This is a genomic window from Daejeonella sp. H1SJ63 (assembly GCF_029360775.1).
In the GTDB taxonomy this organism is placed as follows: Bacteria; Bacteroidota; Bacteroidia; order Sphingobacteriales; family Sphingobacteriaceae; genus Daejeonella.
On record NZ_JARKMZ010000043.1, the window covers coordinates 1 to 22,652 of the forward strand.

Here is a 22,652-nt window from a genome sequence, read left to right on the forward strand (position 1 = left end):
AGTAAGATAATTCCTGCTTGATCGTTTCATTAAAGTACTCCCAAAAGGAGTGGCTTTTTCAGTGCCCTCGCAAATGCTGACGGGGATTTTTTTATGAAATCTGATTTGATCTTATGATTCAACTACAACACCCATTGCACAGAACTTGTCAATTCTCTCTGAAATTACCTCATCAATATCCCTGCTAAGTAATTCTTTAAGATCTTCGGTAATTTTGTTCTGAATAGTCTTGGCCATCTCCTCCGGATTATGATGAGCTCCGCCAAGAGGTTCTTTAATTATTCCGTCAATCAGTTTATTATCAAACATGTCATGTGCTGTAAGCTTTAAACAGTCAGCTGCTTTCTCTTTAAAATCCCAGCTTCTCCAAAGTATAGATGAACAGGATTCTGGTGAAATAACTGAGTACCAGGTATGCTCAAGCATATAAACACGATCGCCGATACCTATACCTAATGCACCACCCGATGCACCTTCTCCAACAATGAAACAAAGCACCGGAACTCTCAAAACAGACATCTCAAGTAAATTTCTGGCGATAGCTTCTCCCTGACCTCTTTCTTCTGCCTCCAGCCCCGGATAGGCCCCCGGAGTATCTATAAAAGTGACAACCGGCTTATTAAACTTCTCAGCCAGCTTCATCAGTCTTAGTGCTTTGCGATAACCTTCAGGATTAGCCATACCAAAATTGCGGTACTGACGCATTTTGGTGTTGGTTCCTTTCTGATGACCAATCACCATAACTGTTTGTCCGCCAATGCTCGCAAATCCCCCCACAATTGCCTTATCATCCTTCACAGTACGGTCGCCATGAAGCTCGATAAAATCGTCACACATCATTTCGATATAGGAAAGTGTATAGGGTCTTTCCGGATGCCTTGATATCTGAACATTCTGCCATCCGCTAAGGTTCGAATAGATCTGCTGTTTGGTTTGTTCAACTCTGGCTTCCAGTTCTGCTACGGTTGCAGATACATCTACCTTTGTTTTTTCAGCTACCTGCTTCACCTTGTCTATCTGTTGCAGCAGATCGGCAATTGGCTTTTCAAAATCAAATGTTGTATTCATTATCTTTTTTAATGGGGCGCTAAATTAGGAAAATAAAAGTGTTCATAAATACCACTTATGTCGAATATGCGCAGCAAAAAGCTGTCATAAATATCAAATATATAGCTATCATACTGAAAACAAGGAAATTGGACCCAAAAAATTTATCCACCTGCTCTCTTAGAATCATTAAACCTTCAGATTTTTCAGCTTTTCTTTTGCCTGATCCCAGTTACTCCCGGATTTTTCAGGAACAACTGCCTGATCAATAAGCAATTGCAGATTGCCCAATGCTTCCAAAACCTGATCTGAAGCAATACCAGACTCTTTTATCCGTATCAAATCAATCAGTACGGCCTTGATATTCCCGGCCTCATCGCTCACATAATTTAGTCCATTCATACTTATAAATATTTGACAATCTGCTATTTATATTACTAACAAAATCATTATATATCAAATTATACATTTATACAGCACATTCCGGCCTGCAAACCAGTGCCCTCATCAATTTAAACCGGTTCCGGCTTCCAACACCAAACTCTTATGCAAATATCCGACATTTTTCAGACTTCTTTTTAAGATTAGACGAAGCGTCTATAGAACATTTAACCAATTAACAGAGACATCGCCCTGATATTAATGATGGCGGCAATTACCCGCGTTCCTTTTAGAAATACTGCTTCCATTCAAGTATTCCGGCATTATTGCTAATGATTACCGGATACAAAAATTTAAGCCCGTACCCGATATTATTGAATTAATTGATATTACTGATTAGAATGCCGGAAGTATTATCGTTCAAAAAATTACAGTTAAAACTTAAAAAGACTTACCGTTCCTGAGTCCGGAATATGAGGACAAACAAACGGTTTAGTTATTGAAATTGAACGAAATAATGAAAGGATAAACAAACCCCAATTCATTTAGGAAAATTTGAACGGGGAGATATTGTATGAATCGTTGGGGGAAAGAAGATTCAGAAACTGCATGAAAGCTGATTAGTTCTGCTTCCAGAAATAGCTGAATGCAGAAGCAGAATTAATGACCTTTTTCCGTTCAGGCAGGCCATAACAAACTTCATCATAATACTCAGGATTATAATAAGACAGCACCTTCATATCTGACTTTGAAAGAATTATAAACTCATAGGTGTACGAGTCGTAAATATGATACTTTAAGGCACAAAAATTGGCAAGATCCTTTTCATTCTTCATGGTAAAAAGTTCATTTTGAACAAGATTCTTCCAGATCATATCCAGATTTACATTGCTTAATGCTTTTAGCGAAAGTTTTTCAGTGATAGGATTATAGACAAAGGCCTTTAATTGACCCGTTTTACGGGTTAATATGAAATAATCAGCTGGAGCTGCTCCGGGAAGTATAGTCCGGAACAAAATCACATTGTCATATTCATCATGAAGAGTCTGAAATACGCGGCTTAATTTCGAAGGATCATAAGACTGCCCATTCTCAAGGCGAATACTTTCCTGAGCATATAAATACGGGCTGAAAAAAAATAAGAAAAAAAGAAAAAAGAATCTCACAACTAACACCTTGAACCTTATCTATTTTAATCCTTTCAAGATAACAAAATTATAAAGGTCCCCAATATTATCGTGGATTTATACGGCAATAAATCTCTGCGCCGCTTGCAGATACAAAATAATAAACGCTGCAGAGGCACGATTAACCCTCAATTAAGCTCTTCAATTTAATCAAATCCCTTCTATATACTTTACGCAGTTCAGCAATCGAAGACTGAAGTCTGGAACGCAGAATACCAACAGTAATATTAAGCTCTTCGGCCGCCTGAACATGAGTATAGCCTTTAAAATAAACCAGATCCAGTGCCCTTTTATGATTTTCATTCAGAATATTCGTCATATCGCGAACACCTATTAGTTCAGGATTATATGAAAGCTGTATGGTTTGATCAATGTGCTCGGTATGTTCAGAAAGATCTTCACTTACTGTATAATTCCGATGATTAACGCTTCGGAGATAATCTATTGAAATATTTCTGGCCATACGCGCCATCCAGGTATACAAACGGCCTTTACGGGGATCATACTGCCCGAAGGATTTCCATATTTTTATAAAAGTCTCCTGAAGTAAATCCTGTGCAACTTCATCAATGAGAACAATTGTAGAAATTACCCTGTACAGAGAATCAGAATACATCCTGTAGAGGGAAGACATGGCTCCTCTATCCATATTTTTAAGTGCTTCAACCAACTGATCTTCCGATAATCGAAGTTTTCTGATTCCTGATCTTCTGCCCGGATTTGATTCCTGAATTTGTAGTTCCAATGTTACCATAACCTTTAGAATTATATCTTAAAGTTGAAATGGCAAGATGAAATTCAGATGAAATTTATATTATTTTTTATCTGATTATCAGAGCCTGAAGCATAAAAAAAGGGTACACAAAAATCGTGTACCCTTCAATCAGAATCAGATCTGAATTAGTTTTTCTTTATCTCAACACGGCGATTAAGCTGCCGGCTGGCTTCGGTATCATTTGATGTTAATGGCATTGACTCTCCAAAACCTTTGGTGATCAGATTATTTGCATTAATTCCTGCAGTTACCAGATAGCTTTTCACTGCTGTAGCTCTGTCAACAGAAAGCGTCAAATTTCTCTTTTCAGTTCCTTCTGCAGATGAATGCCCGTTCAGATTGAATTGCATGGAAGGAAACTTCTTCATTTCCCTTGCGATCTCATCCAGAACCTGATAAGATGAGGTCTTCAGTACTGATGAATTGAATTCAAATAAAATGTTTTTATAATTGAATGTAGGTTCAGCAGCAACAACTTCAGGACATCCGCCATTTAAAGTTGATCCGGCTTTATTAGGACAATTATCTTTTGAATCAGGAATACCGTCACCATCACTATCAGCTTCAACAGGAGCAGCTTTAGGAGCTTCCTGAACCAGAGCCTGAGCTACAGGGGCCTGAGTGATAACCTTTTTGGGTTTACATGATGAAAACATAACAAGCGCCACTAAAAAGGCGAGGGAAACAGAGGTAAATGTGCTTTTAAAATTTCTCATTATAGCTTATACGGTTTAATTATTAATTGGAATAAAACTACTACTTAGCTGCTTTTATCGCAAACGATAAAAGGATTAAAAAATCAACATACTAACAACAACCGATCAGCAAGGATTCAACTCATTAATTAAGTTGATTAACAGATCGTTATGGTATAATGATAATTTCCAGATGTACTAAAATTATCCATTAACCTGATTAATCACTCTGTAACTGCTCTCAATTTCAAAACATCTTACCATTAAATGACCCCCTATTTCTAAAAATTAGCTCTCTTTGCAAAAAAATTATCTGAATATGGAATCGCTAAATGGAAAAACTGCTGTAATTACAGGAGCAGGAAAAGGAATAGGCCGGACAATAGCAATTGCACTGGCAGCCGAAGGAGTAAACGTGGGATTGATATCCCGCACCGCTAAAGACCTTCAAAATCTGGCAGATGAACTAAAAACTTATAAGATAAAAGTATCAACTGCAAGTGCAGATGTTGCTGATATACATGCTGTTGATGCGGCTATCAGCTCCATTAAAAAAGAACTTGGAAATATTGATATCCTGATCAATAATGCAGGTACAGCAAAGTTTGGTAAATTTCTGGATCTGGAACCTGCGGAATGGGAAAATCAGATTAAAGTTAATCTGCTTGGTGTTTATTACGTAACCCGCGCAGTATTGCCACAGATGATTGAACGTCAGACCGGGGACATCATTAATATTTCATCAACTGCAGGCTTAAAAGGCAGTCCGATGACCAGCGCCTACAGTGCTTCAAAATTTGGTGTTATGGGTCTTACTGATTCACTGATGCAGGAGGTTCGCAAGCATAATATTCGGGTTACTGCATTAAACCCAAGTACCGTCGTCACTGATCTTGCAATCAATTCCAATTTACTCAACAATAATGAAGACCGGGTTATGCATCCTGAAGATTTTGCAGAACTGATCATCGCCCATTTAAAGCTTAACAGGAGAGTTTTTGTGAAAGAGGCTTCGATCTGGTCAACAAATCCATAATTAAAACAAGTACTCAGTACAGCATTAATTATTATGTTGTAGCTTGGGCACTATTTAAGGCAAATACATGACAAAATATTTTATCGAAGACGATAACATTGAATGGGAAATTCTTGACGAACTGGTTTCAAGAAAAATCATGGCTTATGAATCTTCCCTAATGATTGTAAAGATCAATTTTAAAAAAGGAGGGATAGGACCGCTGCATAATCATCCTCATGTACAGATTACACATGTTCAGAGTGGCGTTTTTGAAGTAAGTATTGATGGTGAAAAACAGATCCTTAAAGCAGGTGATGCCTTTCTTGTACCGTCAAATCTGATCCATGGTGTTCAATGTCTTGAAGCAGGGATTCTTATTGACACCTTCAGCCCAATGCGGGAGGATTTTCTATAACAAAAACGCCCTCTAAATAAATAGAGAGCGTTTTTGTTTATTATCAAGACAGAAAATTTACTGGGCTCCGTCAATTTTACTCTGAGAACCTTCCTTCATAACCGACTTTCTGAATTTTGCATTTTCTATCTTCAAAACCACTGCATTCGGCCAGCGTCTGTCTGTATAGAACCTTTGTCCGTTAACCGCACTAACCACCAGTCCGAGCGGCGTGGCATGACTATATATCTTCGCATCAAATCCAACCTTGTACTCAACAAATTGTGAATCAAATCCAAGCACGCTGACTTTTGTTTCCGGATTAGCCTCAATATGAGTAAGTACCATTGCCTTACGTTCACCAAATTTCCAGTCGTCGGGACTGCTCCTGACCACATAAGCATATATATACTTTTCATCATTCGATTGTGTATACCAGAAATTCTCTTCCCTGATTACCGGCAAAGGCTTTACCTTATAAATTGATTCTGAATTGGCAAAATTCCATAAGGCCACCTCTCTTAAAATTGCTTCCTGCTCAATCTGAATTTCACCATCCGGCTTCGGACCAACGTTCAGCAGGAAGTTCCCTCCTTTCGCCCTGATTTCTATAAGCATATTAATAACCTGAGTGCCTGATTTATGCGGATCATTTGTTGGCTTGTAACCCCAGTCTGTACCCATAGTATAGCAAGCTTCCCATGGTCTTGGCAAAGGCTCATTCGGAGTGGTTTGCTCGGGAGTATTCATTAAATCGCGGGTAATGACCAGTTCAGGCTGAACAGACCATGCATATTCACGTAATCCGTCTCCGGGGCCATCAATAAACAAAATATCTATCTTGCCGTAATTGCTGAGCAGTTCCTTTAACTGCCTCTTGTCATAATCCATCAGGCCAGGATTTTTCATTGGGAAATGCCGGGGATCCTGCAAACGACCAATGGGAATATTATTCTTATGGAAATAATAAAAATCCTCGGGCGAAAAATAGACCCCTATGGCTATACCTTCCTTGCGAAAGGCCTGAAACAGCTCCTGGGTAATATCTTTCCCATAAGGTGTATTCATGATATTAAAATCTGTGGTTTTGGTATTCCACATGCAGAATCCGGAATGATGTTTCGTTGTAAAAACCATATATTTCATTCCGGCAAGTTTGGCAAGCCTGGCCCATTCTGCCGGCTTGAACTTTTCCGGATTAAAATACCCCGGCAATTCGGAAAAATACTTTTTGGCGTATTCATCCGATGCTCCGGCCAATGAATGACTGATTACCGCTCCCAAGCTGCCATCTACATTCCAGTGAATGAACATCCCGAAACCAAGATCCTGAAACCAGTTTACCCGTTCCGGTTTATTGGTCACTTGCTGCGCAGATAAATTCTGTGTCATCAATACAAACAACAGCAGAAAAACCAGATTGATTCGTTTCATCATATATCTTAAGATCAGGGTTTATTACTTACCTGCATTGCTTTCTTCAAAGCAGCAGCAGTTTTATGTTCACCGGTATGATTCCATCCCGGAGGCATAAAAATATAAAGGAATTTATTCTTTAAACCGGGTGCATTCCATACATCTCTGGCCAGTAAAACGATTTCACCGAAATAAGCATCCAGAAAACTATTTGGCTTCATCTGACGGGTAATACCATATTCAACCTTCAGTTCATCCTTTTCAGGCTGGTAGGTTCTGAAAACTTTATCCCAGATATTCAGCAGATTGCAGTAATTCGTATCCATATATTCTACATTCCGGGCATGATGCACCCGATGATGTGAAGGAGTCAGAATATATTTCCCCAGTACTCCCATACGTCCATTCTTCATGACTGAATCGCCGATATGTATAAAAGAACCATAAGTGCCGTCAATAAACATGATCACAAAGAGCATTGCCGGCGGTACTCCTGCAAGCATACAGATGGTGGTTCTGATCACATCCGCATAAGGCCCTTCGAGAAAAAAATGTGCATGAGAAACAGCCAGATTCATGCTTTCAGGAGCATGATGCGTGGAATGCAAGCACCAGAATAATCTGACCTTATGCGCTAAATAATGATAAACAAAATGAGCCAGCTCCCAGATAATATACCCATATATAAACCAGTACCAGGTGAATTGAATATTGATGATGGCATACTTCTCAAATAACCCGATACAGATCATGGTCATCCCAATTGAAATGTATCGACCGATAATGGAATTCATGAGATATGAAAAAAAGGAGATCTTATATGAAACAACCTTAAATTTCTTATAAAGCAGGCCCCTGACCAGTTCAAGCACCAAAATTATCGGAAGCAAGGGTGTAATTGCTGTAGTTATTCCTTTATAGGTTAGCAGGGTCTGATAATCACCTGATCTGATGATACCAATCAGTCCCTCTACCCCAAAAAAGCCCTTCACCTGCTCCCATATTAGTTCCAGTAGTTCCATAAAGAATTGATTCTTCCTGATTTGTAAAATATTACTGATTAATTCAATACGAAGATATCATTCGTGTGCACATTACAAAATTTATAAGCTGCTAACTTATTAAGGCATAAGGAATTCATTCGGTTTAGAACCCGAAATTAACAGGGATGATCATTATGACAGGGAATTAAGTGTCTTCAGGAAATATTAATAAAAACAAACCCGCCTGCAATAAAATACAGGCGGGTTTCAAATCTTACATATCCCTTAGGATGAATATTTTTTTATTTTTCGCTATCCTCCTTATCATTAATTTTCAGAAAGGCCGCCCGAACAGGAGATGGAGCCGGCTTACCCTTGATACCCTGCCAGAGGATCTCATTGAAAACCAGGTCAGGCACCGCATCCTCCCTGGTCCAGTTAAACTTTTCAGACAATTTACCAAGTTTTGTATTCACCGGATTCTTATCGTTCAGGTCAACACTTACCGGCAAATGATTATAAGGAGTAAAATCGGGTTTTTTAGTAAACAAGCGCCACATCGGCGTGGCTGCTGCATCATACTGAGTCATAGGTGGCAATCCCAGTATCAGCTCCATAGTTCTCAGCATACCCGAGGTAGTGTACATCGTATGATCCACATATTTTCTTTTTACAAAAGGGCCGATAACAAAAGCCGGACTTCTGTGTGCATCCACATGATCAGGTCCGTTTTGTGCATCATCCTCCAGGATAAATACCACACTTTCTTTCCAAACCGGACTCTTACTTAAATGATCAATAAGCATCCCTACAGCAAGGTCATTATCGGCAACATGGGCAAATGGAGTTGGCCTTCCTGCTCTCATACCTTCTGTATGATTATTACCCAGCCTGATCGTTGAAAATTGAGGTACCGCATTGTTCTCTACCAGCAGATCAAAATCCCTTTTCCACTGATAAAAACGTACAGTATCCCTTACCCCAAGTCCGTAGGGAGCATAAGTTGCAGAATGCCCTTTTAACGATTCAAGTCTGGGTTTCATGCCAAAATCATCGGCTACGAACTCCCCATAAGAACGATAGCTTACATTATATTTTGCGCAAAGGTCCCATATGAAGCCATCTTTATTATTTCCTATTTTAAGGGTGGCTGAAGTACCATGCGTGCCTCCTTTTGCACCGTATGAAGCAGGCCAGTTTTTCTCTACATAATCATTCGCATAGGCTCCCATACTCCAGTTATGCCCATCAGCACTAACCTCGGCGTCAACGTAAAAATTATCCAGCAGTACATAATCTCTGGCTAATTTATGCTGGTTAGGGGTGATTTTTTCACCAAACAACAAAAGTGAGGTATCTCCGTTCCCGCCCGGGATGTCGCTTAATACCTGGTCATAGGTTCTGTTCTCCTTAATGATGTAGAATACATGTTTGATTGGAGATTTATCACCTACTTTCATCGGAACAGGATTTCCCGGCTCTCCTTCAGCATTTAATTCTTTAGATTTAGAATATGGCGAATTTTTATAAACTGCCTGTGAAAATATACCAAGCTGAGTAACTGAAGGCTCTGTGATAATACTCAAGGACCCGCGAAACAGCGAACCTATATATTGAACTTTTTCAGGTTTTGTCACATCGGCTTTATGGCTTAAAACCAACTGCTTCTTATCAACCGGATTCGGCCCGAACGGGTTGGCATAAGAACTTAAGCCCTTGCCATTCGTCACAAAGATCTTTTTGCCGATCACCTTAACATTTGTTGGATACCAACCTACAGGTATGAAACCTTTCGACCTGCTTTCTGAAACAACCGATACATCAAATACGGCCAGGCAATTATTATCGGCATTGGCGATGTACAAAGTTTTTTCATCTTCGCTTAAGGCAAGTCCGTTACTGGTTGACCCGCTGGGCGAATCAGGATACAAAGCCGCATTCAGGGTTTCAACAACCGTTTTGGTTTTCGTGTTTATGATGCTTACAGAATTATCATCAGAATTGGCTACATACAGATAATCACCTTTTCGGGTCAGATACATCTCATTGGGATGATTGCCCACTGAAATTTCCTGTTCTATTTTTTCAGATTTGATATCATAGAATAAAACCTTTTTATCACCCCATAAGCTAATATAGAGGGTATTTCTATCGTTACTCAGCTTACAGGCATAGGCTTCTGCCCCCAGAGGGATAATTTTTTCGACTGCCTTAGTATTCAGGTTGAATACATATAAACTTTTGGCTTCTTTAGTTACTACAAATAATTTATGATGGATGGTTTCTTCCAGATCGAGGCCTGCAGTTCCTATCTGATTAGGCCATGCTTTACCCAGTGCAAAAGAATCAACCAATTGCAATTTGTCATTTTGCAATGAATACTTGTTTACCCTGTTATCATGCCCGCCCGATGCATAAAGAAACTGATCATCTTTACTGAAGGCTAATCCGTACCATGCTTTAGCAATTACGATACTATCAATTCTGGTTTCTTTTTCTATGTCTATCAGATCAATGGTATGTGTGCTCTGACCATTATTTGTAATGGCCATGTATTTCCTGTTTCTGGTAACTGCCATATTTAAGGGAAGTTCTCCGATGGAAAGGTTTTTACCTGCCGGAGTCAATGACCAACCATTAGGAAGCAACACCCTCTTTTTCTCAAGTTCAGTTAATGACTGGGTGAATGAGGATTGAAACAGGAAGATCAATACCAGAGATAGTATCGACGATTTGAGTTTAATGTTCATTTTATTGTTTTATTTGAGTTTAATATCAATCTGATTTATTTAAACCGATCGTATACAGATTCTATTGCTCCGGTTAAATGGCTGCAAAACTATCAATGAGTTTATTTAAAAGATGGGGCAATTTATTTAAAACAATACTCAGTTATTTCAAATCAATAAAAACAAATTGTTATCCTTTTGATCTGCCATCAATAGATTAAAGTTCATTCAATTAATATCCTGCAGCCTGCCCGTCTTTTCTGGATTCAGAGGCTCCGAAATACACTTTTCGCACCGGATCCCAGCGTATGGCCTGATAACCTCCGTACATTCCATTAATATATCCTACCTGATGCCCTTTCTGCATCAGGTCGCGGATAATATCGTAGGTATATCCGCTTTCTAAAGTAATCGTCCCTCCCTTTGGCATCATCCCTTCTCCGGTTGGCTCTGATGAACCATCATGGTTAATTCGTGGAAAATCTCCGGCTTCCTGAATGTTCATTCCAAAATCAACTACATTCATCACAATCTGCACATGGCCCAATGGCTGAAATGAACCGCCCATTACACCAAAGCTCATTACCGGCTGACCATCCTTAGTCATGAAAGCCGGGATAATAGTTTGAAAAGGACGTTTTCCGGGAGCAAAAGTATTGTTCTCTCCTTCCTTCATAACATTAAACAGTTCGCCGCGATCCTGAAACATAAAACCAAGTCCGTCGGGCATCATCCCTGAACCGAATCCGCGGAAATTACTCTGAATTAAGGAAACCATATTCCCATCCTTATCTGCAACGGTAAGATAAATCGTATCCCCGTCTTTCATTGCCGGATTTCCCGCGTCTACCCTGACTGAAGCTTTTTCAGGATCGATCAGCTTTCTGCGTTCAGCAGCATACGACTCTGAAATCAGCTCCTTAACCGGAACTTTAGCAAAATCCATATCAGCATAGAATTTTGCCCGGTCTTCAAATGCAAGTTTTTTGGCTTCAGTAAAAAGATGAACATGCTCTGCACTGCCAGGTTTAATTTTAGAAAAGTCGAAGCCCTCTAAGATGGCAAGCATTTGCAAAGCTGCAATTCCCTGACCGTTGGGAGGTAATTCCCACACGTCATAACCTCTGTAATTTACAGACACAGGTTCAACCCAGGTAGAGGTATGGGAGGCCATATCCTGATAACTAAGAAAACCCCCGTTTCGCTTCATAAAAGCATCAATGGTGCGAGCCATATCCCCTTTATAAAACACATCACGTCCCTCTTTGCCTATTCTTTCCAGAGTATTGGCAAGGTCAGGATTTTTGAATACATCTCCTTCCTGAGGAACATTCCCATTGGGATAATAATATTTTGAAATATTAGGATAAGTGCCATATAAAGAGGGCACCGCCTTTACGGAATGTGCTAATTCACCATGAACCGGAAATCCGTTTCTGGCATATGAAACGGCTTTTTCAAGCACTTTAGTCATCGGCATAGATCCAAATTTCTTGTGCAGCTCAAACCAGGCATCAACACAACCCGGAACGGTAACTGGTAAAGGCCCCCTCGACGGGATATGTGTAATTCCTCTTTTTCTGAATTCATCAAGAGTCAGGGATTTGGGAGACCTTCCCGAACCATTAATTCCATAAAGTTTTTTTGTTTTTGCATCCCAGACAATGGCATAAAGGTCGCCCCCAATACCATTCACATGAGGCTCAACCACTCCCTCCATTGCATTTGCAGCAATGGCAGCATCAATAGCGTTTCCACCTGCTTTTAAAACATCAAGGGCAGCCTGTGTTGACAATGGATGGGAAGTAGCAGCCATTCCATTCTGAGCTATTACCTGTGATCGGGTTGCCCAGATCTTACCATAGGGACGATCCTGAGCAATAAGGCCCAATGGGAAAAATAACAGTAAAATAATGCGTTTCATATCAGTGGGTTTAATATTCTAATATAAGATATAAAGCTATTACAGAAGCATGTGTCTTATAATATTCAATAAATTGAGATCAAATTACAATCACTTTACACTTAAAGAAACGACAATCAGTAATTTCGTACTATCAACAGACCAAAACAGGATGGAAGAAAATAAAGAAAAACCAGATCTGGTTGTCTGGAATAAAGAACGGGGATATTATCAAAATGAACTGAGCTACGGCACTAATGTGGGTGCCCCGGCAATTAACATAGAAAATGTAAGTGGCTGGAAACAATCGAATGCTGAACTGGCTAACAAAAATTTTAAAACGAAATTTGATGAACTCAGGGAAGAATATGAAAGGCTTGTAAATGAGGTTCGGCTAAATGAATTAGTTTATTCGGCAAGATATAACTTTACTCCTGTTATGGGGCAGGTATATCATTTATACAGCAAATCAGATGATAGTTTTTTCCTTTCTATGATATCTCCGGATAGCTGGAATCAGAAATATATGGGCTCTTTCAAACTGGATGCGAGCCATAAATGGTCAAAGGTCGAATCTTATTAAACTGAATATAAACAAGAAGGGCTTATGATTACCATAAGCCCTTCTTGTTTATAGCTGATCTGATTATCAGAATCCGGCGACATTTAGTCGGCCTCCGGTTAATACTTTGCCACTTAACGATTGCGTTGGTGTAGCACTGCTCAATATCGCATTTTTAATAGCCGAAGCATTTGCTCCCGGATAAATTGAAGCATATAATGCACAGGCTCCGCTTACGTGAGGAGTAGCCATTGAAGTGCCATTGTAACTTGCATAAGAACTGACAATCAGCCCCTTAACCGACTTCGGTATAGTTGACCAGATTCCTGAGCCCGGTGCACCGATGTCTACCTTTGTTGCGCCATAGTTTGAGTAGGAAGCAAGAGCTCCTGACGAAGTAATTGCTGCAACTGCAATAATATTACTATTTGGATAGGCTGCCGGATAGCTGGCACTTGCATCAATATTTACAGCACTATTACCGGCCGCAGCTACAAACAATATATTGGCAGCATTTGCACGTTCAATCGCATCCTGCAATGCCTGAGAAAAACCTCCCCCACCCCAGGAATTATTTGTAGCGACAATATTCAGGCCTTTGCTCTTCAAATCAGTGAAATAATCTACAGCCTTTATAGCATTGGCAGTAGTTCCGCCTCTTTTTCCAAGAAACTTAGCCGAAAGCATGGTCACGTTCCAGTTCACCCCAACAACACCCTGTCCATTATTGGCAAGAGCTCCGATGGTACCTGCAACATGGGTTCCGTGATCGTCGGTAGCTCCATCAAATATCGAATTATTATTGCCATCAAAATCCCATCCGTTAACATCATCAATTAATCCGTTTCCGTCATCATCAATGCCATTACCTGCAGTCTCGAATGGATTAACCCCGAAATTGGCCCCTATATCTTCATGAGTATTCATTACTCCTTCATCAATAATACCTATATAAACTGCACGTGAGCCGGTCTTACCAGCCGCCCAGGCGGTAGCAGCATTTGAGCCATAAACACTTGAAGTATTTCCCAATCCCCATAATGAACCATTAGCAAAATAAGTATCATCGGTAATTGCCGTATGCTGGTAAATATAGTTAGGCTCTATAAACTCTATAGCTTCATCGCTTTTCCCTTTGCTGATGGCATTAACTGCATTCAGGCTTGTACGCACAAGAAATATCCCTTCCTTATCCCCGCGCTTTTTCATCGCATTGGTATGGATACGTTCAAGAACATTAGCTGAGAGCGCAGTCAAAGCTGCATTTCTCTGCCCCTCAGTTGATTCCGGCTTGAAACGGATAATTGCTTCATTTGGAACTATTTCATAGCCTGAGTAGGATTCAGTTCCTGAAACTGTTTCAGGACTATTTCCGGTAGCAACAGTGTTTTCGGGTAAAAATCCCTGTTCCTGCTTTGCACAGGAAGCTAAAAACAGGATTGCAACAACGTAAAATACCTTTTTCATAGTTGAATATTTTGTATTAGTATATCAAACTTATCAGAAAAATCTAATAAATAAAACACCTGATTTTAAATAGCTGCTTTCCTCTGGTAGTTTGCTTATATTAAATTTAATAAATTGAATTAACAAGAGATCAAAATTATTCGTTTTTTTTATGGCATTTACCCGATTAATATCAACCATCACGTTATTCCGTTTAAAAGCAATGAAACCAAAGAGGGCTCAGATATTCTTATCCAAACCCTCATTTTTTGTTTTGATCAATCTTCTTTTCTCTTTTTGATCTGAAATATTCGCGACAAATTAAACCCAAACCTGACTTCTGTCTTATCCCAGTGCCCACTTGTTTCAGTAACGAATGCGCGCTCATTCATACCTGTTGAATTACTGAAATGTAATTGAAATACGTGCCCGCCTGTTTCTATGTCAATCCCAACAGACAAAGGGTTAGTATAAACATTCTTATCCAGTGAATTAATCACGTAAGAATAATCCCAGTTAAAAGAAAACCGTTTGGCAAGCTTGTACCTTCCACCGATACCCAATGCATAAATATCATTGGATGTATCAACTGTTGGCACCAGATTATAATGGATCATGGTTGGAGTTAGCTGCAAACTGAGCACTTCACTGAACTTCCTGCCAATAATTACCTGACTGAAGAATGCCATTCGGGAAGTAAAATAATTCTGCCGCACCGGGTCCTGCCAGGGCAGGGTATTTAACGTTAATCCGGATGCCAGAGCAATCGTGACCGGAAATGCAGATGATCCTGCAGATTGTCTGACCGGGGCGTATTTAAAAAATGCGTCGAGCTCTTTTTTATAAGTACTCCTTCCAACACCTATCATTAAATTTTTGGTGATCCCGAAATCAAAAGCCATGCGCATACTGGCCTCATCTAACCCGAAAAGGTTATTTACCCCCCTATCCAGTTGCCCAAAACGATGAAGTATCGTAAAGTCCATTGTTCCGGGAGCCAGAAACTCCATAGACTGGGTATTAATTATCCTTGTTGCTTTAAAAGCATTTTTAACAATTTCCTTTTGAGGCTTATCTTCCTCTACCAGTTTCAACAGATCTTCTTCCTGAGCTTTAGCCTTGAGCAAGAATATCATTGAAATTAAGGTAAGAAAAATGCCTTTTCTTAAGTTGATCATAAATTCTGATTAATGAATAAAACTTAGTTCTTTAGGGGTTGAAGCAAACATTCCACTTTAACAGAAGCGGTTTTAGCAAGTTTATCTGCAACAAGTCCCGGAATTGCGATATTGTAATCAGCAAGTGGTGCCATAAATGTTGCAGTAGCGTTCATATTCGTCCCGCTTACTACCACTTTTACTTTGGTTTGTATATCGCGGCTTGCCCCGTGTAAACTTAACTGACCCTTAACAGGAAGCTCATAAGTGCCATCTTTAGCTAAAGCTGATACTCCTTCGAGCTGCCCCTTAAATGTAGCCTTGGGATATTTGGTGCTTTCAACATAATTCTCATGAAAATGTTCTTCCATCAAAGCATGTTCAAACTGAAAACCTCTCATCAATACAGAAAATTGAATATTTCCACTTGCTGCATCCAATACAGCAACAGCCGTTTTAGTGACCGCCTGAACTTTTTCAGGAGATTCTTTCGTGGTTGCGTCAAAAGTAATTTTACCACTTTTAGTAAAATATTTACCCTGAGCCATTGCAGAGTTTACCAGAAACAATGCAAGAATTACTATTATTATTTTTTTCATGATCGTATTTTAATTAACTATTATACATGGACCCAGGATAATGTCTGAGCCTAATCCCAGATCATCAGCTATAAAGCCACTGCATTTACCCTTTATTTTTACCGTATTTCCTTCTTTTAAAGTATTGTCCTTATTCAAAAAAGTTGAGTCCATCTCGCAGCGGATTGATGAAGAAGCATTTTTATCACCAAGAACAAGGGTATAGCGCCCTTTTTCACCAGCTTCAACTGTCTTTAAAATGCCCGACACCAGAACTGTTTTACCGATAAATTTTGCATTTGCCTTATTCTCTCCCGATTGAAACTCGTTTAAAAAATCGGATGCAGATATTGTAAAATCCTCGGTCGTTTCTGCTATTGATTTACTTTTACGGTTATACTCAGTATAGACATACAGTCCAAGTCCAATCACTGTAATCAGGATCAGAATGAGAATTGATTTTATTCCTTTCTTCATACGAATTCGTCTAATTGTTCAAACTGCCTGCAGCAATCCATTTTTTGATCATGGTAATATTGCAGGATGAAAGTTTTCTGTCTTTTGGCATCGGCGAATATCCTGAAGCATAAGAGATCGATCCATAAAGCCTGCCTGAAGAAGCTAATGCTTTATCTGCTGCATAGGTCCCCATAGCTATCCCACCTGAAGGAGAACCTCCACTGTGACAGCTATAACATTCGCGTTGAAATATGGGTAAGATCTGTTTTGAATAAGAAACTGCCGCTGTAGTATCACAAATCGTTGTCCCGTACAATTGATCTTCCTTATCGTAATAGCAGGAACTGAGGAATAAAACAGCAATTCCAAAAAAGAATAATATTCTGAACATGTTCATAATTTTTAATTGTTTAACATGCCGGCATCAATCCAGCTTTTAATTTGCGATAATTCACATGCCGGCAGTTTGCTGCCCTGTGGCATTTTTGAAAACCCTGCAGCCCATGAGACAGAACCATATAACTTTCCGCTTTGGGCACTGGCCTTCACAGCAGTATAGGTTGACAGATCAATACCTCCTCCAAGAGAACCGGGATTATGGCAACCCTGACATTTATTTGCAATAAGAGGCTTAATGACCGCAGAATAGGTAAATTTTGTTTGATCGCAACTTGTACAGCTGTTATTCACTGCCCCCTGATTAATCCAGTTCCTGACTTTAGTCAGCATATCTGCACTTAAGGCCTGTGCAGGTCTGGGAGGCATACGGTCTTCATCTGTTCTGATCATAGACTTGTATAAACTGCTTTCGCCGGCATTTCCGGCCCTTACTTCGCGCATTACCCCAACATAGGCAGTGAGGTTAATACCTTCCTTATGTGTAATTGCATCATGACAACCACTCATTGCACAATTTGAGATCAGCAAGGGCTGAATATCATTTACGAAGTATACAGAGTCTGTACTACAGCTTGCACTAACTGTAGGGATAGTATCATTCAGTAATTCGGGTATTTCGTGTTTACATGAGACAAGAATCGTATTCAGAATCATCAATACAACGAACACTTTTGAGTTATTCTTCATTTTAAAAAAATTATTTTAAACCATAGGTTTCCAGAGGAATTTCTCCTGAAAAAAACACAAAACCAAGCTGCCTGCTCATTCTAATTGAATGGATGCAGCTATGAGAATTGTAAATAATATGAATCAGGATAACGAAGGCGGATGCCAAATGGCATTGTAAACACTAAAATCAGGAAGCTCATCATTGATGATTTTTATCCTTTCTTTAACATCCGAAAAAGTTTGTGACGGGATATAACAGATATGCTGAGTAATGAAGCCTAAATAATTGGGATTAACAGATATACGAAAGGATTTGAACGGCAGCTGCATATCCTCTTTGTAATCGGCATCCATTCCATGATCAACCCAATAATGCAAACTTAAAAATGCCTGAAACGACATTGCACTGTTTTGCTTCCTGTGCTGAATAAAATGCTCAATGAGTTTAGGCATCTTCAATAACTGACATAATTCAGTTGTGGAAACTAAAACACATGCTATTAAAGTAATGGCTACCAACCTTTTCAATCAGATTTGATCTTTAATTTAGAATAACGAGGTTCCATGCGACTTTATTACTAAGCACATTACAAATTGAATACAGGCTGACATCGTTAAAAGCACATTTCATCATTCGATACCACCCCAAAAATCCGTAACTGCTCATTCAATTATCCACCAATATCCATTATACTGCTAATATGTATAATAGATACAAAATTAATGCCATTTAACTGATTAATTATTAAGATACAATCTTTTTTTGCAATTCTACCATTTTCCGACAGGCTTTCAATTCATATCATTCTGCCTGAATATTGTTTCTCATTTGTCATTAAAAGAAAAGGGTACTGCAATTTTAGCTGCAGTACCCCCACAATATGATAAAACCTAATTATTGTTCAATTACAAAGCTGCTTAATCTTACAAATTGCTGCACTCTGTCTTTAATCTCATCCTGGCTAAGGTTTTTAATTCTCCCGGTACCAAACTTCTCAACACAGAATGATGCCAATGCAGAACCGAAGATTATTGCATTCTTCATATTGGTAAAATTAATGGTTCCAACCTGAGCTAAGTAACCAATAAAACCACCGGCAAATGTATCACCGGCACCTGTCGGATCGAATACTTCGGCCAAAGGAAGTGCCGGAGCAGAAAAAATCAGATCTTCATGGAACAACAGGGCACCATGCTCACCTTTCTTGATGATCAGGTACTTTGGCCCCATTTGGAGAATTTTATTTGCTGCCTTTACCAGAGAGTATTCGCCTGATAATTGTCTTGCCTCTGCATCATTGATGGTCAGAACATCAATATTCTGAATAACAGACAAAAGATCATCAAGTGCTATATCCATCCAGAAATTCATGGTATCCAGAACGATCAGTTTCGGGCGGTTCTTCAGCCTGTTGATTACTGTTTGCTGTACCTGCGGAGTAAGGTTACCCAGCATCAGGTATTCGCAATCCTGATAGCTTTCTGGAATAACCGGGTCAAAATCCCCGAGAACATTCAATTCTGTGATTAAAGTATCACGACTGTTCATGTCATTGTGATATTTCCCTGACCAGAAAAAAGATTTCCCGCCCTTTTTGATCTGCAAACCCTCGGTATCGATTCCATGATCCTTAAAACTCTGAATATCTTCCTGATGAAAATCCTCTCCAACTACTCCTACGATTTTTACGTTTTTGTAGAAATAGGATGCTGCTAAACTTGCGTAAGTAGCTGCACCACCGACGATTTTATCTGTTTTTCCGAAAGGAGTTTCTATTGCATCAAAGGCAACAGAACCAATAATTACTAGGCTCATAAATATTTTTTAAAAAATTTTCACGCAAATATTGCATTAATAATTTAAAATCCCGAATATTGCACTCCCGAAAGGGAAGAAGCCCTAAAAAGTTTCAAAAAATAACCGGAAATTCCTGAGTAGCTCAGCCGGTTAGAGCATCTGACTGTTAATCAGAGGGTCGCTGGTTCGAGCCCAGCCTCAGGAGCAAAAAGCCACTTTAGACACGTTCTGAGTGGCTTTTTTGATTTTACTGGAAATTTCCAAAACTGTGTAGGGGCTCATGATCCATGATTTGGTTGCGAATTTACACCGGCAGTGTTAGGAGGTTATATATGAACAATCCTATGCACGCTCTTTAATAATTTTCTTCGCAGTATGAGTGTTTCCCCAAGATGCAAGTTCGTGAAGGATCGGCAGGAGTGTCTTTCCCGAACTTGTTAATGCATATTCGACTCTTGGAGGCATTTCGGTATATTCTTTACGTTTAATCAATCCGAAAATCTCCAATTCTTTTAATTCATTTGCCAAAACCTTATTAGAAATTGAAGGTATTATTTGATTCAGCTTTCCAAAACGCAATGTTCGGTCTCCAATACAATTTAAAATTATTGGTTTCCATTTCCCTCCAATGATGCTCATAGCTCTTGTTACAGGACAATTTAATGGATTGTCTATAAATCGAGGGTTTAAATTTGTGGTTACCATTAGGTTACTTGTTTTCACTATTTCAGTTACAAATGTACACCAAAGGCATTAGATTTGTAAAAAAATATTTCAAATGAAAAAGATTTTATCATTATTAACGACAATTTTAGTCATGGGAAACCTGCAAGCACAAACAGAAACAGAAACAATTGTCAAAGAATGGCAAAGAGCGAAAGAATATACTAAAGAGTATTTAGACGCAATGCCCGAAAACAGTTATACACTTAAACCAACAAAAGAAATGCGTTCTTTTGCTGGTCAGGTTCTTCATTTGAGTGATGCAATTTATGGATTTATTGGTTCTGCAACTGACATTAAGCCTTCTGCAGGATTTGGTGAATTAGAAAAATCAAATGATGTAAACAAATTAAGTGTTATAAAAAAGGTTCTTGCTGCATATGACTTTGCTATTGATGCAATCAAAAAGTATCCAAACGCGAAATTATCAGAACACATCAAGTTATTTGGTCAATTTGACATGAGTAGAGAGCAAGCAATAAATAAGTGTTTTGAACATCAGACTCATCATAGAGGTCAAACAACAGTTTACTTGAGATTGGCTGGTGCGACACCGCCTGCCGAAAAATTATTTTAAAATAAAATTGATTGATAACCTAATTTTAAAAAATGAATAAAATTCTAATTATCGGACTCTTGTTATTTACTTCAAATGTATTCTCGCAGAATTTGAAATTAGGGAAGCACGAATTTGAAATAAAAAATGTAAAAGCTTCAGTTACTGAACTAAAAGGTGAGAAAGTAATTAAAGTTGAAAGAGACCTTAATCTGCTTCCATTTGACCTTAACAGACTTGAAAGTACCGTTGATGAGCCAACATTTGCTGAGCTAAAAAATGTAAGTTTTGAGAATGGAATAATTGAAGTTAAAATGTTAAGCCAAATACAAGACCCATCACCTTTTAAAGGTGCTCAAGGTTTTATAGGTGTTGCATTCAGGGTAACGGATAACGAAAAAGAATATGAGTCATTTTATTTAAGGCCTAAAGTTGGCAGGTCAGATAATCAAGGATTTAGGAATAAAACGGTACAATATTATTCTTACCCTAATTATAAATTTGACACTTTAAGAAAATTGACTCCAGGTATTTATGAGACAACAGCGCCAGTGGATATAAATGAGTGGATAAAAATTAAAATTGTTGTAAAAGATAAAGTAGCAGAATTGTTTGTGAATGATGCAAAATATTCAACTATGATAGTTAATGAATTAAAAGGGAAAATGACAAAAGGAACAATTGGATTATGGGTTGATATTGGTACAATTGGTTATTTTAAGGATTTGAAAATCACACTGGCACGTCCTTAAAAACAGATAACAGGCAACAGCCACTCACTTCAACCTCCCAACCGCCTCAAACTTCGCAAACACCTGTTCAGTATGCGGGGCATCCTTTAACTCATCAGTCAGATCCTGACCTGCCCAGTGCTCGTAGTGTTTACCGTTCTTCCATAATCTGCTTTCGGTGACATCATAAATGATCCCGTTCAATGCAACCCAGATCTGAGGTTTATCCTGACCATTTCTTAAAGCCAGAAAGGATCTGCTGTACTCCGGAAGCTCATTCATAGCTGTGTTTTATCTCTTTTTCGGAAATACTCAAAAAACATAATATTCAGCAGCAGCATGGCCATCGAATAAAAATGATCCTCAAATGGAATAGTGCCTACCCTGAATGCCATATTCTCCGCATCGTTGTACATGACCACCGGAATGGAAGTTAAGAGCCCGTTAACTATATAAAAAGGCAATAGCGAAACCATGTAAGCCAGATAGAATCTGCTCAGATAGTCAACTTTGAGAATAAACTGTGCAAAGAATAAAATCGCCAAAAGCAAGCCAAAAGTGATTAGTGTATAAACCCTGTCGTAAAACTTAAACAGTAATACGGCACTTAAGATGATTAAAGCATAAGTGATATAAACTGATACAGACTTTAAAATATCGGGTTTGACATAACAGTTCAAACACTCATAAATAAATATGCAGGCAAAAGGAACGGTTATAAAAAAAAGTATTTCTTCGAGAGGAAGATCAAGGATATATAAACCCTGAATATAATCGGAGTTAAACGACCAAACTCTAAAAACCGTAAATAAATGGTCCCAGAACAGGAAAAGTAAACCACTGATCAATAAACCCGGAAAAATATACCTCCAGCTCTTAACAAACTGCACTCTTTTGTCAAACGAAAGAATGACAGGAAAGAATACCGTAAAGAAATTGATCAGAAGATACGCTGATTTCATAGACAAATATTCAATATACTTTTTAATTAAGCTAATACTGTCACTGCAGAAGGTGTTTACAATTTTGAAATAAAATTGCTTTCT

The 22,652-nt window shown here is 38.8% G+C and carries 25 protein-coding genes and 1 tRNA gene; 6 read left to right on the top strand and 20 right to left on the bottom strand.

All coding sequences use genetic code 11. From position 1 onward, the window contains the following. Positions 1-111: 111 nt before the first annotated feature. From P2W72_RS15405 to P2W72_RS15425, 5 genes are all read right to left on the bottom strand, one after another. On the bottom strand, positions 112-1,068 hold the full coding sequence (locus tag P2W72_RS15405) for an acetyl-CoA carboxylase carboxyltransferase subunit alpha (RefSeq protein WP_276364450.1): 957 nt from the start codon (positions 1,066-1,068) through the stop codon (positions 112-114). A 168-nt stretch (positions 1,069-1,236) separates the two neighbouring features. Continuing rightward, on the bottom strand, positions 1,237-1,449 hold the full coding sequence (locus tag P2W72_RS15410; RefSeq protein WP_276364452.1) for a hypothetical protein: 213 nt from the start codon (positions 1,447-1,449) through the stop codon (positions 1,237-1,239). 599 nt (positions 1,450-2,048) lie between these two features. Then, positions 2,049-2,594 (bottom strand): hypothetical protein, encoded by a 546-nt coding sequence (locus P2W72_RS15415; RefSeq protein ID WP_276364455.1) that lies wholly within the window; start codon positions 2,592-2,594, stop codon positions 2,049-2,051. Between the two features lie 142 nt (positions 2,595-2,736). Further along, on the bottom strand, positions 2,737-3,360 hold the full coding sequence (locus P2W72_RS15420) for an RNA polymerase sigma factor (RefSeq protein ID WP_276364457.1): 624 nt from the start codon (positions 3,358-3,360) through the stop codon (positions 2,737-2,739). A 155-nt stretch (positions 3,361-3,515) separates the two neighbouring features. After that, positions 3,516-4,106 (bottom strand): OmpA family protein, encoded by a 591-nt coding sequence (locus P2W72_RS15425; RefSeq protein WP_276364459.1) that lies wholly within the window; start codon positions 4,104-4,106, stop codon positions 3,516-3,518. A 298-nt stretch (positions 4,107-4,404) separates the two neighbouring features. Between P2W72_RS15425 and P2W72_RS15430 the strand changes: the two genes are divergently transcribed. Both P2W72_RS15430 and P2W72_RS15435 read left to right on the top strand, forming a co-directional pair. Continuing rightward, positions 4,405-5,121, top strand: coding sequence for a 3-ketoacyl-ACP reductase (locus tag P2W72_RS15430; RefSeq protein WP_276364461.1), 717 nt, complete (start codon positions 4,405-4,407; stop codon positions 5,119-5,121). A 67-nt stretch (positions 5,122-5,188) separates the two neighbouring features. Then, positions 5,189-5,518 carry a cupin domain-containing protein gene (locus tag P2W72_RS15435; RefSeq protein ID WP_276364464.1) on the top strand — a complete coding sequence of 110 codons (330 nt, stop codon included), beginning with the start codon at positions 5,189-5,191 and terminating at the stop codon, positions 5,516-5,518. A 57-nt stretch (positions 5,519-5,575) separates the two neighbouring features. Here the strand turns inward: P2W72_RS15435 and P2W72_RS15440 are convergent, their stop codons facing one another. From P2W72_RS15440 to ggt, 4 genes are all read right to left on the bottom strand, one after another. Continuing rightward, a complete protein-coding gene (locus P2W72_RS15440) occupies positions 5,576-6,934 on the bottom strand; it encodes an alpha-L-fucosidase (RefSeq protein ID WP_276364467.1) in 1,359 nt (452 codons plus the stop codon). Positions 6,935-6,945: 11 nt separating this feature from the next. Beyond that, complete coding sequence (locus P2W72_RS15445; protein ID WP_276364469.1) at positions 6,946-7,935, bottom strand: sterol desaturase family protein; 990 nt, start codon at positions 7,933-7,935, stop codon at positions 6,946-6,948. 263 nt (positions 7,936-8,198) lie between these two features. Further along, positions 8,199-10,646 (bottom strand): bifunctional YncE family protein/alkaline phosphatase family protein, encoded by a 2,448-nt coding sequence (locus P2W72_RS15450; RefSeq protein ID WP_276364471.1) that lies wholly within the window; start codon positions 10,644-10,646, stop codon positions 8,199-8,201. Positions 10,647-10,857: 211 nt separating this feature from the next. After that, the gene (ggt, locus tag P2W72_RS15455; RefSeq protein WP_276364473.1) at positions 10,858-12,549 is read right to left on the bottom strand and encodes a gamma-glutamyltransferase; all 1,692 of its coding nucleotides are present in this window, start codon (positions 12,547-12,549) and stop codon (positions 10,858-10,860) included. Between the two features lie 151 nt (positions 12,550-12,700). Between ggt and P2W72_RS15460 the strand changes: the two genes are divergently transcribed. Continuing rightward, a complete protein-coding gene (locus P2W72_RS15460; protein WP_276364476.1) occupies positions 12,701-13,111 on the top strand; it encodes a DUF2452 domain-containing protein in 411 nt (136 codons plus the stop codon). Between the two features lie 66 nt (positions 13,112-13,177). Here the strand turns inward: P2W72_RS15460 and P2W72_RS15465 are convergent, their stop codons facing one another. From P2W72_RS15465 to P2W72_RS15500, 8 genes are all read right to left on the bottom strand, one after another. Then, on the bottom strand, positions 13,178-14,557 hold the full coding sequence (locus tag P2W72_RS15465) for a S8 family peptidase (RefSeq protein ID WP_276364478.1): 1,380 nt from the start codon (positions 14,555-14,557) through the stop codon (positions 13,178-13,180). Positions 14,558-14,814: 257 nt separating this feature from the next. After that, positions 14,815-15,714: a DUF5777 family beta-barrel protein gene (locus P2W72_RS15470; RefSeq protein ID WP_276364481.1), complete on the bottom strand. Its 900-nt coding sequence runs from the start codon at positions 15,712-15,714 to the stop codon at positions 14,815-14,817. 23 nt (positions 15,715-15,737) lie between these two features. Beyond that, positions 15,738-16,292 (bottom strand): YceI family protein, encoded by a 555-nt coding sequence (locus tag P2W72_RS15475; protein WP_276364484.1) that lies wholly within the window; start codon positions 16,290-16,292, stop codon positions 15,738-15,740. Between the two features lie 9 nt (positions 16,293-16,301). Next, positions 16,302-16,748 carry a hypothetical protein gene (locus P2W72_RS15480; protein WP_276364487.1) on the bottom strand — a complete coding sequence of 149 codons (447 nt, stop codon included), beginning with the start codon at positions 16,746-16,748 and terminating at the stop codon, positions 16,302-16,304. A 10-nt stretch (positions 16,749-16,758) separates the two neighbouring features. Continuing rightward, positions 16,759-17,121, bottom strand: coding sequence for a hypothetical protein (locus tag P2W72_RS15485; RefSeq protein ID WP_276364490.1), 363 nt, complete (start codon positions 17,119-17,121; stop codon positions 16,759-16,761). A gap of 11 nt (positions 17,122-17,132) precedes the next feature. Next, positions 17,133-17,816 (bottom strand): hypothetical protein, encoded by a 684-nt coding sequence (locus P2W72_RS15490; RefSeq protein ID WP_276364493.1) that lies wholly within the window; start codon positions 17,814-17,816, stop codon positions 17,133-17,135. A gap of 123 nt (positions 17,817-17,939) precedes the next feature. Further along, entirely contained in the window at positions 17,940-18,251 is a 312-nt protein-coding gene (locus P2W72_RS15495) for a hypothetical protein (protein WP_276364496.1), read from the bottom strand. Between the two features lie 442 nt (positions 18,252-18,693). Beyond that, complete coding sequence (locus P2W72_RS15500; protein ID WP_276364499.1) at positions 18,694-19,614, bottom strand: PfkB family carbohydrate kinase; 921 nt, start codon at positions 19,612-19,614, stop codon at positions 18,694-18,696. A 113-nt stretch (positions 19,615-19,727) separates the two neighbouring features. Here P2W72_RS15500 and P2W72_RS15505 point away from each other — a divergent pair. Further along, positions 19,728-19,801: transfer RNA gene (locus tag P2W72_RS15505), tRNA-Asn, on the top strand. A gap of 137 nt (positions 19,802-19,938) precedes the next feature. Here P2W72_RS15505 and P2W72_RS15510 read toward each other — a convergent pair. Next, entirely contained in the window at positions 19,939-20,319 is a 381-nt protein-coding gene (locus tag P2W72_RS15510; RefSeq protein WP_276364501.1) for a helix-turn-helix domain-containing protein, read from the bottom strand. A gap of 55 nt (positions 20,320-20,374) precedes the next feature. On the opposite strand from P2W72_RS15510, the gene P2W72_RS15515 reads away from it, so the two are divergent. Both P2W72_RS15515 and P2W72_RS15520 read left to right on the top strand, forming a co-directional pair. After that, a complete protein-coding gene (locus P2W72_RS15515) occupies positions 20,375-20,896 on the top strand; it encodes a DinB family protein (protein WP_276364502.1) in 522 nt (173 codons plus the stop codon). Positions 20,897-20,928: 32 nt separating this feature from the next. Beyond that, on the top strand, positions 20,929-21,627 hold the full coding sequence (locus P2W72_RS15520) for a hypothetical protein (RefSeq protein WP_276364503.1): 699 nt from the start codon (positions 20,929-20,931) through the stop codon (positions 21,625-21,627). A gap of 24 nt (positions 21,628-21,651) precedes the next feature. Here the strand turns inward: P2W72_RS15520 and P2W72_RS15525 are convergent, their stop codons facing one another. After that, a complete protein-coding gene (locus P2W72_RS15525; protein WP_276364504.1) occupies positions 21,652-21,888 on the bottom strand; it encodes a cytochrome b5 domain-containing protein in 237 nt (78 codons plus the stop codon). Then, positions 21,885-22,568, bottom strand: coding sequence for a lycopene cyclase domain-containing protein (locus P2W72_RS15530; RefSeq protein WP_276364505.1), 684 nt, complete (start codon positions 22,566-22,568; stop codon positions 21,885-21,887). The genes P2W72_RS15525 and P2W72_RS15530 overlap by 4 nt, the downstream gene beginning before the upstream one ends. Positions 22,569-22,652 lie beyond the last annotated feature (84 nt).